Source organism: Zunongwangia mangrovi, assembly GCF_900112105.1.
Classification (GTDB): Bacteria; Bacteroidota; Bacteroidia; order Flavobacteriales; family Flavobacteriaceae; genus Zunongwangia; species Zunongwangia mangrovi.
In genome coordinates this window covers 441,699-455,444 of sequence record NZ_FOKV01000001.1, presented here as the reverse complement: position 1 = coordinate 455,444, position 13,746 = coordinate 441,699, and the positions used below count along the sequence as shown (strand labels likewise).

Genomic DNA, 13,746 nt, shown 5'->3' with positions numbered 1-13,746 from the left:
TATAAAACTTTATGTAATTTCAGATTATAAATTTTAAGGATGAATTTTTCGTATTGGGAGCAAAAAAGCTGGCTGTCTGATGTCGATTTTGTAATCGTGGGGAGCGGTATTACAGGTTTAAATTGTGCACTTCAACTGCACAAAGATTATCCGGGTTCAAATATTCTAATTCTTGAAAAAGGAATATTACCTGAAGGTGCCAGTACAAAAAATGCCGGTTTTGCATGTTTTGGGAGTCTTTCTGAGATCTTAGAGGATCTAAAAACATTACCCGAAGAAGAAGTTGTTGCTTTAATTAAGAAACGATTAAACGGATTAAAGTTACTTCGGAAGAATTTAGGCGATGAAGAAATTGGATTTAAAAATCACGGTGGTTACGAGATATTTTTAGAAAAAGACAAAGCGCTTTTTGAAAAATGTCTTGCTGAAATGCCCCATATTAACCAATTGCTTCAGGAAGTTTTTGAAACCGACTGTTTTATGCTTTCTGAAAATAAATTCGGGTTTAAAAATATTACTGAAAAACTCATTTATAGTCCGTTTGAATCACAGATCGATACCGGGAAAATGATGAGTGAATTATTGCGGAACATTTATAAAAAAGGCATTCGAATTTTGAATAATATTGCCGTCCAAAATTTTGAAGATTTGGGCAATAAAGTGATCGTTAAAACATCGAATTTCGAGTTGGAATGTAGAAGGTTATTTATTGCCACAAATGGTTTTGCTTCTAAATTTGGAATTAGTGAAGTAAAGCCGGCAAGAGCTCAGGTTTTGGTGACAAAGCCTATCGAAAATCTTCAGATTAAGGGAACGTTTCATTTAGAAAGGGGATTTTATTATTTCAGAAATATTAATAATAGAATTTTATTTGGTGGCGGAAGAAACCTGGATGAAAAAGGAGAGGAAACTATCAAATTTGGACAAACAGAACTCATTCAGCAGAAATTAGAAGAGCTGTTAAAAACAACGATTTTGCCCGACCAGGAATTCGAGATCGACCAGCGATGGAGCGGAATTATGGGAATGGGAAAGAATAAAAAACCTGAAATTGGTCGATTATCGGCAAATGTCTTTTACGGTGTAAAATTAGGCGGAATGGGAATCGCCATAGGAAGTTTGGTAGGAAAAGAACTGGCAAAAATTAGCGAATGATAAAAAAGATACTTCGATTTATAGCGAAACTTATAGGGTGGTTTTTTCTAATTAGCTTTTTTCTGGTGCTTATGTTTAAATGGCTTCCTTTACCATTTACACCTTTAATGGTAATCAGATATTTCGAGCATCCAGAAGAAGAAATAAAACATGTTTGGGTACCGATTGAAGAAATTTCGAAAAACCTTCAGCTGGCAGTAATTTGTAGCGAAGATCAGAATTTTGAAAATCATAGCGGTTTTGATATCGAAGCCATTCAAAAAGCCATTGAAAATAACAAAAAAGGAAAGCGAGTGCGGGGTGCCAGTACCATTTCGCAACAAACTGCAAAAAATGCTTTTTTATGGCCCGGCAGGAACTATGTGCGTAAAGGCCTTGAAGCTTATTTTACATTTTTGATGGAGCTTTTATGGAGCAAAGAACGCATCCTGGAAGTCTATTTAAATAGTATTGAAATGGGCAAAGGTGTGTATGGGGCGCAGGCTGCTGCAAAAAGCTGGTTCGGGAAAGATGCTGTAAATTTAAGTCCAAATGAAGCTGCGGCAATTGCTGCAATTTTACCAAATCCGCGAGAATACAGTGCGAATCCTGCCAGTAATTACATAGGTCAGCGAAAAAGTTGGATCACCCAGCAGATGAAATATTACGGAGAATTCGACTTAGATAAGCCAAGAAAAATAAAAGAATAATACCTAGATTTTGACGACAAAAGAACATTTATATACCATGTGTGAGGAATATGTTGAATCTCGCATTCAGCGTATTTTAAAATCCTTAAAAAGCATTGAAGAGGATATGGAAAATGAGGGAAAAAGCAGTGCAGGTGATAAATACGAAACCAGCCGTGAAATGATGAGCGAAGAATGGAACAAATTATCCAATCAACTAAAAGAATTTAAACAACAAAAAGACACACTAAAATTAGCAAAAAACAGGGAAGGTTCTAAACTTGCGCAATTAGGTTGCCTGGTGAAGACTTCGGCTTCTAATTATTTTATTAGTATTCCTGCAGGTAAAATGGAGTTAGATCAAGAGGTTTTTTATGCTGTTGGTGCGAACTCACCAGTCGCAAGATTGTTAATGGGAAAGACGGAAGGTGAGGAATTTGAATTCAACGGAATTAAAAATAAAATTTTAAGTGTTGAATAGTTATTTCTTCCGCTTTTCGATAAGTGGTTTAGAAATCACAAAATAAACAGGAGCGCCGCTAGGGATAGCTGAACGATGTTCAGCAAAAACAGTTTTTCCGTTAAGATCGGCTTCAATTAAGTAATTATTTCCTTTAAAGTAAGAGTTGATCACGGTGGCTTTAATTGGTGATTTTCGGCTCACTTTTAGTTCTTCAGGATAAAGAATGATCTTTTTGCTAGAGGTCTCTTCCTGAACGATATCTTTTAGCATTACTTCATTAACATCGCCAAACAAAGAGGCAACATACTTGTTTGGCGGATTATTATATAATTCTTCAGGACTTGCTTTTGCATAGATTTTATGATCTTTTAAAACCATAGTGGTATCGGCAAATGATAGCGCGTCGGTAATATCGTGTGTGGCGATTATACAGGTAATATTTTGCTCTTTTAGATATTTAAAAACTTTACGTCGCAGATTATTTTTTCTGAAATGATCAATATGGCTAAATGGTTCGTCCAGCAATACCATTTCTGGTTCTTTAGCAAGTGCGCGAGCAAGTGCTACACGCTGCTGTTGGCCACCACTTAAAAGTTTGGTTTTTTTATTGGCCATATCTTCCATTTCTACCACTTCCAGTAATTCCTGAATACGTTTTTTCTTCTTTACGGGATACATGTTGCTAAGGTATTTCCCCACATTATCAGCAACACTTAGCGGAAGCATCAGGTCGAAATCCTGCGCCAGGTATTTAATAAAATCTTCACCGGGCACCAAATTAAACTTAGGGCCAAGTAATTCTTCTTCTCCCCAAAAGATTTTCCCATCGGTATGCAGTAATCCATAAATAAGCTGAAGTAAAGTACTTTTTCCGCAACCACTTTCCCCGATAATCGAGATGTTTTCACCACGATTTGCGGTTAAATTGATATTATCTAAAACCTGTTCTTCATTCTCGTAAGCAAAGGATACGTTTTCTAACTTCAGCATAATTGGTGTCGTTTTAGGAAGGTTGAAGATACCCAAATTTGAAAGTTTTGGAAATAAAAAACCCGCCAGATTTTATCGAATATTAAACCTGGCGGGAATTATTTCTTCAGTATTTTATACAGATAATCTAATCCTTCAATTCTGTACTTTCACTTGGGAGCTTTTCAAAGCCCATATTGTATAACGTGAAACCAAAAATATCAGCATATTCTTCAATGATCATACTGGTTGGTTTTCCGGCACCGTGGCCGGCTTTGGTTTCAATTCTAATCAGCACAGGTGCATCGCCTGCTTGTTTTTCCTGTAACTCTGCTGCAAACTTAAACGAATGCGCAGGTACTACACGGTCATCGTGATCTCCCGTGGTTACTAAGGTTGCAGGATATTCGGTTCCTTCTTTTACATTGTGAACCGGTGAATAATTATAGATATATTCAAACATTTCTTTACTATCTTCAGAAGTTCCGTAGTCATACGCCCAACCTGCTCCTGCTGTAAAAGTGTGGTAACGCAACATGTCCATAACGCCTACAGCAGGCAAAGCTACCTTCATAAGATCTGGTCGTTGTGTCATTGTTGCTCCAACTAATAATCCGCCGTTAGAGCCACCTCTAATCGCTAAATAATCTTTAGAGGTATATTTATTCTCAATTAAATATTCGGCTGCAGCGATAAAATCGTCAAATACATTTTGCTTTTGCATTTTAGTACCCGCATCATGCCATGCACGACCATACTCGCCACCACCACGTAGGTTTGGAACGGCATACACTCCACCTTGCTCTAACCAAACAGCGTTTGCTGTGCTAAAAGAAGGCGTTAAACTAATGTTGAATCCGCCGTAGCCGTACAAGATCGTCGGATTTTTACCATCAAGCTCAATTCCTTTTTTAGCAGTGATAATCATAGGAATTTTTGTACCGTCTTTAGATTTATAGAAAACCTGCCTACTTTCGTAATCATCTGGGTTAAAGTTAATATTTGGCTTGTTGTAAACCTCAGAAGTTCCTTCTTCAATATCATACTTATAAATAGTACCCGGAGTCACGTAATTGGTAAATGAATAATATAAAGTATCGGCATCTTTTTTAGCGCCAAAACCACCAGCAGAACCTAATCCCGGTAATTCGATTTCACGAACCAGTTTCCCGTCGTAATCGTATTGTTTTACTTGCGAAACAGCATCTACCATATATTCTGTAAAGAAATAACCGCCACCAGTAGATGGGCTAAGTACATTTTCGGTTTCTGGGATAAAATCTTTCCAGTTTTCTGGAGATGGGTTTGCAGCATCTACGGTTACAATTCGTTGATTTGGAGCATCAAGATTGGTAACGATATAAAGTTTGCTTCCTTCGTTTTCGATCACATAAGTGTCGGTATCTTCGTTACCGATAATCGTTTTTAATTCAGGATTACTTTTGCTAAGATCCATCATAAAAAGTTTACCTCCAGACGTCGAATTTCGAGCAGAGATAAACAAATATTTATTGTCTTCACTTACGCTTCCACCCACATAACGATGTTTTTGCTCTGGCGTGCCTCCAAAGATCATTTTATCTTCAGATTGTGGCGTGCCAATTTTGTGATAGAATAAACGATGCTGATCTGTTTTTGCTGAAAGTTCGCTTCCTTCAGGTTTTTCGTAGCTAGAATAATAGAAACCTTCGTTACCTTTCCAGGAAATACCACTGAATTTGATATCTTTCAACGTATCTTCTGCAACTTCTTTGGTTTCAGCATTTAGAACGATCACTTTTCTCCAATCGCTACCACCTTCAGAAATACTATAAGCTGCCATTTTTCCGTTTTCAGAAAAACTTAATCCACTTAAAGAAGTGGTTCCATCTTCGCTAAATTTATTTGGATCTAAAAACACTTCAGCCTCATCATTTTCATTTTTACGGCGATAGATCACATATTGGTTTTGTAAACCGTCGTTTTTAGAGAAATAAGTGTAATCTCCCTCTATGTAAGGCGCACCTATTTTCTCGTAATTCCATATTTCAGAAAGACGTTTTTTTAAGTCTTCTTTAAAAGGGATCTTATCTAAATATCCAAAAGTAACTTTGTTTTCAGCCTTTACCCATTCTTCGGTTTCAGCACTGCGATCGTCTTCTAGCCAGCGATAAGGATCTTTAACTTTAGTACCAAAATAATCGGTTATGGTATCTACCTTTTTGGTTTCGGGATAGTTTAAATTCAAAGCAGTTTCTTTTTCTTTTTTTGTTTCTTCAGAATCTTTACAGGAAGCCAGCGCGGCAAGGGTAAAGACTCCTATGATCATTTTTTTCATCGTGTGAGGTTTTAAGGAGAGCTTAAATTTATAAATAAAAAACGAGGTTGCTGAAAACAACAACCTCGTAAATATATTCTGAAAGGAAAATAAACTTAAACCAGTTTGTTTTCCATTAAGTATTCTGCGATTTGAACAGCGTTCGTTGCAGCTCCTTTTCTTAAGTTATCTGCCACCACCCAAAGGTTTAAAGAATTTGGTTGTGAGTAGTCACGACGAATTCTACCTACAAATACATCATTTTTACCTTCAGCATAAATTGGCATTGGGTATGTGTTAGTATCTGGATTGTCCTGAACGGTAACACCAGGAAAATCGTTTAAAATTTTACGAACATCACTTTCTTCAAAATCATTGGCAAACTCCAGGTTCACAGATTCACTGTGTCCACCAACAACCGGAATACGAATTGCTGTAGCGGTTACTGAAACTGAATCGTCTCCTAAGATCTTTTTCGTTTCGTTAGTAAGTTTCATTTCTTCTTTGGTATATCCATTATCCTGAAAAACATCACAATGCGGTAGAGCATTACGGTGAATTGGGTATGGATAGGCCATTTCGCCTTCTTTTTCTTCGTATTCGTTTTCTAACTGCTGTACCGCTTTAACTCCGGTGCCGGTGATCGATTGGTACGTAGAAACTACCGCACGTTTTATAGTGTATTTGTCATGAAGCGGTTTTAAAGCCATTAATAACTGAATCGTAGAACAGTTAGGATTGGCGATAATCTTGTCTTCTTTTGTTAATTCTGAAGCGTTAATTTCTGGGATTACCAGTTTTTTGGTAGGATCCATTCTCCATGCTGAAGAATTATCTACAACCGTAGTTCCATTTTCAGCAAATTTTGGAGCCCATTCTAAAGAAGTTCCTCCGCCGGCAGAAAAAATAGCAATCTCTGGTTTGGCAGCAACAGCATCAGCAAGGCTAATAATAGTATATTCTTTATCCTTATAAGTTACTTTCTTTCCAACCGATTTTTCTGATGCAACCGGTAATAATTCGGTTATAGGAAAATCTCTTTCGGCTAGTACTTTTAACATAACCTGCCCTACCATTCCGGTAGCGCCAACAACTGCTACTTTCATTATTAATTAATTTTATCTGCTTTGGCAGATGGTTTTAGAATTTTAAATTAAGTTTCGTTACAAATGTATTATACCTGTTAGGATCTATCGATCTTATAACTTCTTTTTTTGAGATAAAATTATCTTTTTAAACGTATTTGTGATATTTGTTAAAAAAAGACCCCTCTGTATTAGAGGGGTTTAATTATACATATTGCTACTTAGAATGTGCAGTATAGCGGTGCACGTATTTTTAAAGCGCTACGATGTTATGTCGCAGAGCCATTTTGTTTCTTCAATTCGTCCCTTATTTGGGCTAGGAGTTCCTCTTGAGTTGGCCCTTTTGGAGCTGCAACAGGTTTTGGATCTTCTTTTTTCTTTGTCTTTTCGTATGCTTGTAAGAACAAAAATATAAATAATGCGACAATTAGAAAATTGATAATTGCCTGAATTAGATTACCATAAGTAATTACAGCCGCTTTAGCTTCTTGTGCTTCTGCCAGGCTGGCGTAAGATTCGCCATTTAAAGCAATAAATTTTCTCGTAAAATCGGTTCCGCCGGTAAGCACACCGATAATTGGGGTAATAACATCTTTTACAACAGAGTCTATGATGGTTTTAAAGGCAGCGCCAATAACTACAGCAGTAGCTAGAGCCACAATATCACCTTTCATTATAAACTTCTTAAATTCTGAATACAAACTCATAAAAAAGGATTTGATGGTTAATAGAATTTATAATATTACAGAAAAATCGAATAGATTTTTAATCAATTATAAGTCTTTTAACTCTCTGGGAGATAGAGGTAATAAGCTCGTAGGAGATCGTACCAGCTTTATTTGCAAATTTTTCAGCGCTTCTTTCCTTACCAAAAATAATTACTTCGTCACCTTCTTTACAATCTATATCTGTAACATCTACCATCAACATATCCATACATACATTACCTATAATTGGCGCTTCTTTCCCGGCAATTAGAACAGCCGTTTTTTGCTTTCCGTAAAGTCTGCTTATTCCATCGGCATGGCCAATAGGTAAAGTTGCGGTTATGGTATCTCTTTTAGCAACAAAACCACGATTATATCCAACACTTTCTTCAGCTTTAATATGGTGAATTTGTGAGATAATAGTTTTTAACGTGCCTACAGGTTTTAGCATCTTATCCTGTTCGGCAGAGTTACCGTAGCCATAAAGTCCGATTCCTGTACGCACCATATCGAAAGCAGCTTCAGGATAATTTAAGATTCCAGAGGTATTACATAGGTGGCGTAAGATCTTATGATCAAAAGCTGCAATGATCTTTTCTGAAGTTCGCTTGAATTTCTCTATTTGTGAATGGCTAAATTCTTTTTCATCAAGGTCTTCACTGGCGCCTAGGTGAGAATAGATTCCTACCAGTTTTATTGCTGAAGTTTTCCTGAAAATCGAAATAACATCATCAATTTCTTCAGCAGAAAAACCTAAGCGATTTAGGCCAGTATTAATATTGATGTGTACGGGATAATCCTGTAGTTTTAATTCTTCAGCAGTTTTAATAAACTCGGTTAAAATATGTTTACTGTATAAACTTGGCGTAAGGCAATTATCGATCACTAATTGGAAGTTATGCGTTTGCGGATGCAATACCATCACTGGTTTTTGAATGCCACCTGTTCTTAAGCTCACACCTTCCTGGGTATAAGCTACCGCAAAATAATCGATGCCAGAATTCTCTAATCTTGATGCAATGGCAACCGAGTCGCTTCCATAAGCAAAAGCTTTTACTACCGCCATCATTTTAGTAGAAGTAGCAATTTTAGAACGTAAATACCGGTAATTATGTTCTAAAGAAGTTAGGTCTATTTCTAGAACAGTTTCCTGTGCTTTAGGCATTTTTTTCTTTTAAGTTAGGCTTTATCACCTCGGCATCATTCACATTCATTCGTCTAACTTTCTCTTGGTTCATTGCTTTATAATATGCAGCCCTGCTTAAAGGTTCGTATTCTTCGGTCTCTCCAAGAAAAACCAGATCATCGCTTACTGCTTTTCGATAACTATACTGGGCAAGATTTCCCGTACGGGTGCAAACCGCATGTACTTTAGTTACATATTCTGCCGTTGCCATAAGATTAGGCATAGGGCCAAAAGGATTTCCTTTAAAATCCATATCCAAACCTGCTACAACAACACGAATTCCCTTGTTGGCAAGATCATTACAAACCCTTACGATCTCATCATCAAAAAACTGCGCTTCATCAATGCCAACCACATCACAACCATCGGCTAATAGTCGAATATTAGAAGCAGATGGTACTGGTGTGGATCTAATCTCGTTAGAATCGTGAGAAACGACCATTTCTTCGTCATATCGCGTATCGATAGCCGGTTTAAAGATTTCTACATTTTGTTTGGCAAATTGAGCTCGTTTAAGGCGACGTATAAGTTCCTCAGTCTTTCCAGAGAACATACTACCGCAAATAACCTCTATCCAGCCAAATTGCTCTTCGTGATTTACTGTATTTTCGAGAAACATTTTGTAATTTTCAGATCGAAATGGGAAATAACCTCTTTTGTATAAAGGTGGAACAAATTTATTAAAAATCCAACCCTGTAAGAAGGGCTAATCATTAAAGTTATGAAGAAGACGATAGAAGCTGAATTGAAAAAGCTGGCGCAAAAGATATTAGATGGGGATGCAGAGAAGCAAATCGATCAGCTAAAGCAAGAGGCTAAAGTTCTTTATGAAAAACTTACCATATTACAATTTACATACACTAATTTAGAAGAAGAAAAGCCAGAAGCAAAACCAGCCTTGCAAGCTGTTAGTTATGCCGAAGATACTTACGCACCTTCTAAGCCGCAGCCTTCCAGAACGCAATCGCAAACAACCTATAAAGAAGGTAAATATTACGTGCCAGATGGAACCGAGTTTAATGATAGTGATGCGATAACCGAACCTAATACTGAAAAGATTAAAGATATCGTGGCGCAAATGCCACCAGAAACAGAAGGTTTAGATCGATTAATGGATGCGCTTAATGAAGACTGGTCTAAGGTGAAGCCTGAACTGGAAAAGCCAGAACAAAGCTGGCCACAGCAAACCCAACAAAAACCTGCGCCAGAGCAACCAGAAGAGCCAAAATCTGAAGAACCAGAATCTACCGAGCCAGAAACGATAAAATCACCAGAGATTCCTGAAGAGCATTTTGCTGAACCGCCAATCTTTGAGCCTAAAAAAACTGAGCCGGAGACAGAACCAGAAGCTAAGAAGGATCCAGAACCAGCACCAGAGCCAGAACAACCAAAAGAAGAGAACAAACCAATAGAACCCGAAGAATCAGCGAAGCCGGAAGAAAAGCCTGGTAATGATTTTAGACAAATAGGGGTAGATTATGATAATCTTCCAGATTTTGAGCCTCTAAATAATCGCCCAAACGAACAACGACCACGTTCTGTAAACGATCGCTTAAAAAGCGGAATTAGCATTGGGCTAAACGATCGTCTGGCTTACATAAAACATTTATTTGCCGGAAATGCATCAGATTATAATCGTGTGCTTTCGCAGTTAAATACCTTTAGCGATTTTAGTGAAGCTTATAAATTCATTCAGTTAGTGGTAAAACCAGATTATAACAACTGGGAAGGAAAAGAGCAGTACGAAGATCGATTTGTAGAAGTTATCGCTAATAAATTTCAATAACATTTATGGGAAAACTTTTTTTGGTTCCCACTCCAATAGGTAATCTTGAAGATATCACTTTTAGAGCCATAAAGGTTCTAAAGGAAGCCGATTTGATTCTTGCTGAAGACACACGTAATAGCGGTAAACTTCTAAAGCATTTTGATATTACAACGCAAATGATTAGCCATCACATGCATAACGAGCATAAAACGGTAGATCAGTTAGTGGGAAGAATGCAGGCTGGCGAAACTTTTGCTTTGATTAGCGACGCGGGGACACCGGCAATTTCAGATCCTGGATTTTTATTAACACGGGCCTGCGTAGAAGCCGGAGTAGAAGTAGATTGTTTACCTGGAGCGACCGCTTTTGTACCGGCTTTGGTAAATAGTGGGTTGCCAAATGATAAATTTGTTTTTGAAGGTTTCTTACCGGTAAAAAAAGGACGCCAAACGCGTTTAAAATTACTGGCAGAAGAAAGCCGAACTATGATCTTCTACGAATCGCCACATAAACTTATAAAAACGCTTACCCATTTCACCGAATATTTTGGTGCTGATAGGCAGGTTTCTGTATCGCGAGAGATCACTAAACTTCACGAAGAAACCATAAGAGGTACTGCAAAAGAAGTTTTAAAACATTATACGCAAAAACCACCAAAAGGGGAAATTGCAATCATTGTAGCCGGAAATAAATAATGCAGGATCTGCTTAAGGAAATACGCGCTTGCGATGTTTGCCGGGAGCATCTACCATTAGGGCCGCGCCCAATTATCGAAGCTGTAAAAAATTCAAAGATCATTTTGATTAGCCAGGCGCCGGGAAGGGTTGTACATGAGTCTGGAATTGCCTGGAAAGATCAAAGTGGTAAGAAATTACGAGAATGGCTGGATGTAGATGATGAAACCTTTTACGATCCAGCCAATTTTGCCATTTTGCCAATGGGTTTTTGTTATCCCGGGAAAGCGAAAACCGGAGATTTGCCGCCAAGAAAAGAATGTGCCCCACTTTGGCATCATCAGGTTTTTGAAAAATTAGAAAATGTAAAGCTTAAGATCTTGATCGGTTCGTATGCTTCCAGCTATTATTTGCCAAAGTCGAAGCATAAAAATTTAACCGAAAAAGTATCGAATTTCGATGATTTTCTACCGGAATTTTTACCGCTGCCACATCCATCACCGGTAAACCGATTTTGGCGAATAAAGAATCCCTGGTTCGAGGAAAAAATGATTCCTGAAGTTCAGCAACTGGTCAGGAAGATCTTATAAGGTGATTTCGATTAAATTGCCATTTTCATTTTCTGAACTGGTATCAAAAACAACTTCCTCGTTTAGCCAGATTTTGGTGATAATCGCACCGTTTTCAGTATTAAATTCAGTAGTTAAAAATTCTTCAACACCGTCGATTACCAGTCGGGTTTCAGATCGATCGTTTTCATCGAGCTTATCACTGGCAAAAATTCGTAATATATCTTGCCCTTCTGAATCTTCAATGAAAGCAATATTATTGGAAGATATCCAATTTCCGTCATTCTGATAATAAAGTTTTACATTTTCAGTAGTGATCGCACCGGTTTCAATTAGATTTTCACCATCAGCATTTTCAGGCAGGATAAAAATCTCATAATCATAAATGGTGCAACAAACAATGTCGTCTTCGTGATCATCTTCACAGGAAGAAAATAAAAATACCGAAAACATCAGCAGGAGAAAGCTTAATTTTTTCATGATGTTGTTTTCCAGATAGATGCGAAAAGCTAAAAAAGGTTGCGCGTTTATTTTAAGATATTTACGAACTCAAATTTTTTACCGCTAAACAGGCCTTTATCAGATAATTTTAGGTCTGGGATCACCAATAAAGCCATAAATGATAAGGTCATAAACGGTGCTTTTAAAGTGCTTCCTAATTCTTTGGCCATTTTATCGATTTCCTGATATAATTTTCCGGTTTCCCAGGCATCTTTATCACTTATAATTCCCGCCACAGGCAGTGGTAAAGATTTTTTATTTTCGTTGTTTACCGTACAAATTCCTCCTTTGTTTTTGATGATGAGGTTAACCGCATTGCAAATTTCTTCGTCGCTGGTTCCCACAGCGATAATATTATGAGAATCGTGCCCAACCGAGCTGGCGATCGCTCCTTTTTTGAGTCCGAAATTTTTTATAAATGCTATGGAAGGCGCTTTGTTTTCATAGCGATTTACTACTGAAATCTTTAAAATATCCTGGTCGATATTCGATGAAAGTGAGCCATTTTTTAAAATAGCTTTGGCTTCGATCTCGTTAGAAATTAACTCACCATCCAAAGCTTCGATCACTCTAATCAGATCTGTCGAGGCTTCAAGTTTAAAATTTTCAGGAGATTTTTCAGAAATATTAAAATTATTAGGCGTTTTAAATTCGACTGAAGGGATATGAGATTCATCATTTTCAGCAACGATTTCTCCGTCGATATAAGTCGCCAGAACTTTAAAATTGGTCAGATTTTCAACCAAAATAAAATCGGCTGCATCACCTTCTTTCAGCAAACCAATATTCAAATTATAATGTTTAACCGGGTTTATACATGCCGCCTGCAAAACTTTAAAAACATCCATTCCTTTGGCAACCGCACGTTCACAAAGCTGATTAATATGTCCTAGAACCAGATCGTCTGGATGCTTGTCGTCTGAACAAAACATCATATTTTGATAATGATCGGGTAAAAGATCGATAAGCGCTTCAAAGTTTTTAGCAGCGCTACCTTCTCTTACAATCACTTTCATCCCAAGGTCTAACTTTTCTTTAGCTTCATCGTAGGTAAAACATTCGTGATCTGTACTAATACCCGCTTTTGCATATTTCTCGGCATCTTTTCCGCGAAGACCTGGTGCGTGGCCATCTACAGGTTTTTTAAAATGCTGCGCCCATTTTATTTTCTCGAGCACTTCAGCATCGTCATATAAAACTCCGGGATAATTCATCATTTCTGCCAGATAAAAAATATCAGGAGATTGCATTAGTTCTTTAATCGCTTCAGCATCGATAATCGCTCCGGCAGTTTCAAAAGTGGTCGCCGGCACACAACTTGGAGCTCCAAAATGAAATTTTAAAGGGACTTTTTTACCATTTTCGATCATAAAATTTACACCGTTGATACCAAGAACATTGGCAATTTCATGCGGATCTGAAACTGTACCCACTGTGCCGTGAATACTGGCTACACGAGCAAATTCTGAAGGAACAAGCATCGAACTTTCTATATGAATATGAGCATCAATAAATCCGGGCATAAGAAACTGTTTTTCGTTATGCTGAGATTCTTTAATTTTGACGATCTTTTTATTTTCGATGTGAACTTCCGCAGAAAAAATCCGTTGGTTCTCGATATCAACCAGTTGTCCTTTTACGATCTTCATTTGTAAATTTATTGGATGTTGAAAGTAACAAATTAAATTGGGAACTTATATTTTAG

14 protein-coding genes are annotated in these 13,746 nt (G+C 37.4%); 6 read left to right on the top strand and 8 right to left on the bottom strand.

All coding sequences use genetic code 11. From position 1 onward, the window contains the following. Positions 1-39 precede the first annotated feature (39 nt). The 3 genes from BM201_RS02105 to BM201_RS02095 are packed head-to-tail and all read left to right on the top strand — an operon-like array spanning position 40 to position 2,304. Positions 40-1,155, top strand: coding sequence for an NAD(P)/FAD-dependent oxidoreductase (locus BM201_RS02105; protein ID WP_092539739.1), 1,116 nt, complete (start codon positions 40-42; stop codon positions 1,153-1,155). Further along, complete coding sequence (gene mtgA, locus BM201_RS02100; RefSeq protein ID WP_092539738.1) at positions 1,152-1,844, top strand: monofunctional biosynthetic peptidoglycan transglycosylase; 693 nt, start codon at positions 1,152-1,154, stop codon at positions 1,842-1,844. The genes BM201_RS02105 and mtgA overlap by 4 nt, the downstream gene beginning before the upstream one ends. Before the next feature lie 10 nt (positions 1,845-1,854). Continuing rightward, entirely contained in the window at positions 1,855-2,304 is a 450-nt protein-coding gene (locus BM201_RS02095) for a GreA/GreB family elongation factor (protein WP_245758550.1), read from the top strand. On the opposite strand, the gene BM201_RS02090 is transcribed toward BM201_RS02095, so the two are convergent. The 6 genes from BM201_RS02090 to BM201_RS02065 all read right to left on the bottom strand — a co-directional run bounded on the left by BM201_RS02090 (position 2,305) and on the right by BM201_RS02065 (position 9,148). Continuing rightward, a complete protein-coding gene (locus BM201_RS02090) occupies positions 2,305-3,276 on the bottom strand; it encodes an ABC transporter ATP-binding protein (protein WP_092539736.1) in 972 nt (323 codons plus the stop codon). It lies immediately after the preceding gene. Positions 3,277-3,403: 127 nt separating this feature from the next. Next, entirely contained in the window at positions 3,404-5,572 is a 2,169-nt protein-coding gene (locus BM201_RS02085; RefSeq protein WP_092539735.1) for a prolyl oligopeptidase family serine peptidase, read from the bottom strand. Between the two features lie 95 nt (positions 5,573-5,667). Next, the gene (locus BM201_RS02080; protein WP_092539734.1) at positions 5,668-6,657 is read right to left on the bottom strand and encodes an aspartate-semialdehyde dehydrogenase; all 990 of its coding nucleotides are present in this window, start codon (positions 6,655-6,657) and stop codon (positions 5,668-5,670) included. 248 nt (positions 6,658-6,905) lie between these two features. After that, positions 6,906-7,343 (bottom strand): large conductance mechanosensitive channel protein MscL, encoded by a 438-nt coding sequence (mscL, locus tag BM201_RS02075; RefSeq protein WP_092539733.1) that lies wholly within the window; start codon positions 7,341-7,343, stop codon positions 6,906-6,908. Positions 7,344-7,401: 58 nt separating this feature from the next. Then, entirely contained in the window at positions 7,402-8,508 is a 1,107-nt protein-coding gene (alr, locus tag BM201_RS02070; RefSeq protein WP_092539732.1) for an alanine racemase, read from the bottom strand. After that, positions 8,501-9,148 (bottom strand): thymidine kinase, encoded by a 648-nt coding sequence (locus tag BM201_RS02065; RefSeq protein WP_092539731.1) that lies wholly within the window; start codon positions 9,146-9,148, stop codon positions 8,501-8,503. Before BM201_RS02065 ends, alr begins: the two co-directional genes overlap by 8 nt. Positions 9,149-9,250: 102 nt before the next feature. Here BM201_RS02065 and BM201_RS02060 point away from each other — a divergent pair, with 102 nt between their 5' ends. From BM201_RS02060 to BM201_RS02050, 3 genes are read left to right on the top strand one after another with little or no spacing between them, the layout of a single operon-like run. Next, positions 9,251-10,315 carry a hypothetical protein gene (locus tag BM201_RS02060; protein ID WP_092539730.1) on the top strand — a complete coding sequence of 355 codons (1,065 nt, stop codon included), beginning with the start codon at positions 9,251-9,253 and terminating at the stop codon, positions 10,313-10,315. A 5-nt stretch (positions 10,316-10,320) separates the two neighbouring features. Beyond that, on the top strand, positions 10,321-10,992 hold the full coding sequence (gene rsmI, locus BM201_RS02055; RefSeq protein WP_092539729.1) for a 16S rRNA (cytidine(1402)-2'-O)-methyltransferase: 672 nt from the start codon (positions 10,321-10,323) through the stop codon (positions 10,990-10,992). Beyond that, positions 10,992-11,561, top strand: a complete 570-nt coding sequence (locus tag BM201_RS02050) for a uracil-DNA glycosylase family protein (protein WP_092539728.1) — start codon at positions 10,992-10,994, stop codon at positions 11,559-11,561. The genes rsmI and BM201_RS02050 overlap by 1 nt, the downstream gene beginning before the upstream one ends. On the opposite strand, the gene BM201_RS02045 is transcribed toward BM201_RS02050, so the two are convergent. Beyond that, positions 11,556-12,020 (bottom strand): hypothetical protein, encoded by a 465-nt coding sequence (locus BM201_RS02045; RefSeq protein ID WP_092539727.1) that lies wholly within the window; start codon positions 12,018-12,020, stop codon positions 11,556-11,558. The two genes, BM201_RS02050 and BM201_RS02045, sit on opposite strands and share 6 nt — an antisense overlap. A gap of 47 nt (positions 12,021-12,067) precedes the next feature. Further along, the gene (gene ade / locus BM201_RS02040; RefSeq protein ID WP_092539726.1) at positions 12,068-13,690 is read right to left on the bottom strand and encodes an adenine deaminase; all 1,623 of its coding nucleotides are present in this window, start codon (positions 13,688-13,690) and stop codon (positions 12,068-12,070) included. Positions 13,691-13,746 lie beyond the last annotated feature (56 nt).

Bases quoted from the DNA above. Each gene is read 5' to 3' on its own strand.
- BM201_RS02080 (WP_092539734.1), bottom strand. From the start codon at position 6,657: ATGAAAGTAGCAGTTGTTGGCGCTACCGGAATGGTAGGGCAGGTTATG.
- BM201_RS02090 (WP_092539736.1), bottom strand. From the start codon at position 3,276: ATGCTGAAGTTAGAAAACGTATCCTTTGCTTACGAGAATGAAGAACAG.
- BM201_RS02105 (WP_092539739.1), top strand. From the start codon at position 40: ATGAATTTTTCGTATTGGGAGCAAAAAAGCTGGCTGTCTGATGTCGAT.
- rsmI (WP_092539729.1), top strand. From the start codon at position 10,321: ATGGGAAAACTTTTTTTGGTTCCCACTCCAATAGGTAATCTTGAAGAT.
- BM201_RS02045 (WP_092539727.1), bottom strand. From the start codon at position 12,020: ATGAAAAAATTAAGCTTTCTCCTGCTGATGTTTTCGGTATTTTTATTT.
- BM201_RS02050 (WP_092539728.1), top strand. From the start codon at position 10,992: ATGCAGGATCTGCTTAAGGAAATACGCGCTTGCGATGTTTGCCGGGAG.
- alr (WP_092539732.1), bottom strand. From the start codon at position 8,508: ATGCCTAAAGCACAGGAAACTGTTCTAGAAATAGACCTAACTTCTTTA.
- ade (WP_092539726.1), bottom strand. From the start codon at position 13,690: ATGAAGATCGTAAAAGGACAACTGGTTGATATCGAGAACCAACGGATT.
- mscL (WP_092539733.1), bottom strand. From the start codon at position 7,343: ATGAGTTTGTATTCAGAATTTAAGAAGTTTATAATGAAAGGTGATATT.
- BM201_RS02060 (WP_092539730.1), top strand. From the start codon at position 9,251: ATGAAGAAGACGATAGAAGCTGAATTGAAAAAGCTGGCGCAAAAGATA.
- BM201_RS02085 (WP_092539735.1), bottom strand. From the start codon at position 5,572: ATGAAAAAAATGATCATAGGAGTCTTTACCCTTGCCGCGCTGGCTTCC.
- BM201_RS02065 (WP_092539731.1), bottom strand. From the start codon at position 9,148: ATGTTTCTCGAAAATACAGTAAATCACGAAGAGCAATTTGGCTGGATA.
- mtgA (WP_092539738.1), top strand. From the start codon at position 1,152: ATGATAAAAAAGATACTTCGATTTATAGCGAAACTTATAGGGTGGTTT.